The organism is Hymenobacter crusticola, assembly GCF_002154225.1.
Classification (GTDB): domain Bacteria; phylum Bacteroidota; class Bacteroidia; order Cytophagales; family Hymenobacteraceae; genus Hymenobacter; species Hymenobacter crusticola.
On sequence record NZ_MTSE01000150.1, the window covers coordinates 1 to 335 of the forward strand.

At 61.2% G+C, this 335-nt stretch carries 1 protein-coding gene; it reads left to right on the forward strand.

Translation table 11 applies throughout. The annotated features are described in order from the left end of the window. Positions 1-318, forward strand: a 318-nt coding sequence (locus BXP70_RS30270) for a hypothetical protein (protein ID WP_179197922.1), incomplete at its 5' end; no start/stop codon positions are given. Positions 319-335 lie beyond the last annotated feature (17 nt).

Consider the following 335-nt stretch of genomic DNA (forward strand, 5'->3'; position numbering starts at 1 on the left):
ATCACCGTTACGGCGCCGCTCAAGACGCCGAGCTTACTGGAAGTAAGCCAGTTTTACGCGATTGTCGATCAGTTTGCCTACAACCGGAAGCAGCGGCTGGCCTCGTTTCGCCTCGGCTACTACGTGCACGAAGCGGCGAGCCTGCCGGATAGTCAAGCCGCTTTCCTGCGCCTATCGTTGCCCGTTGATTTCTCGTTTGTGCTGCCGCCCGCGCAGATCGGCTTACTGGGTGACCCCACCGAGGTGCTGGAAGCCTACGCCCACCACGAACTGACGACCCTCTTAGGCGAGGGCGCCACCATCGAGCACGTGGCCTAATGCTGCCGCCTGCTTTC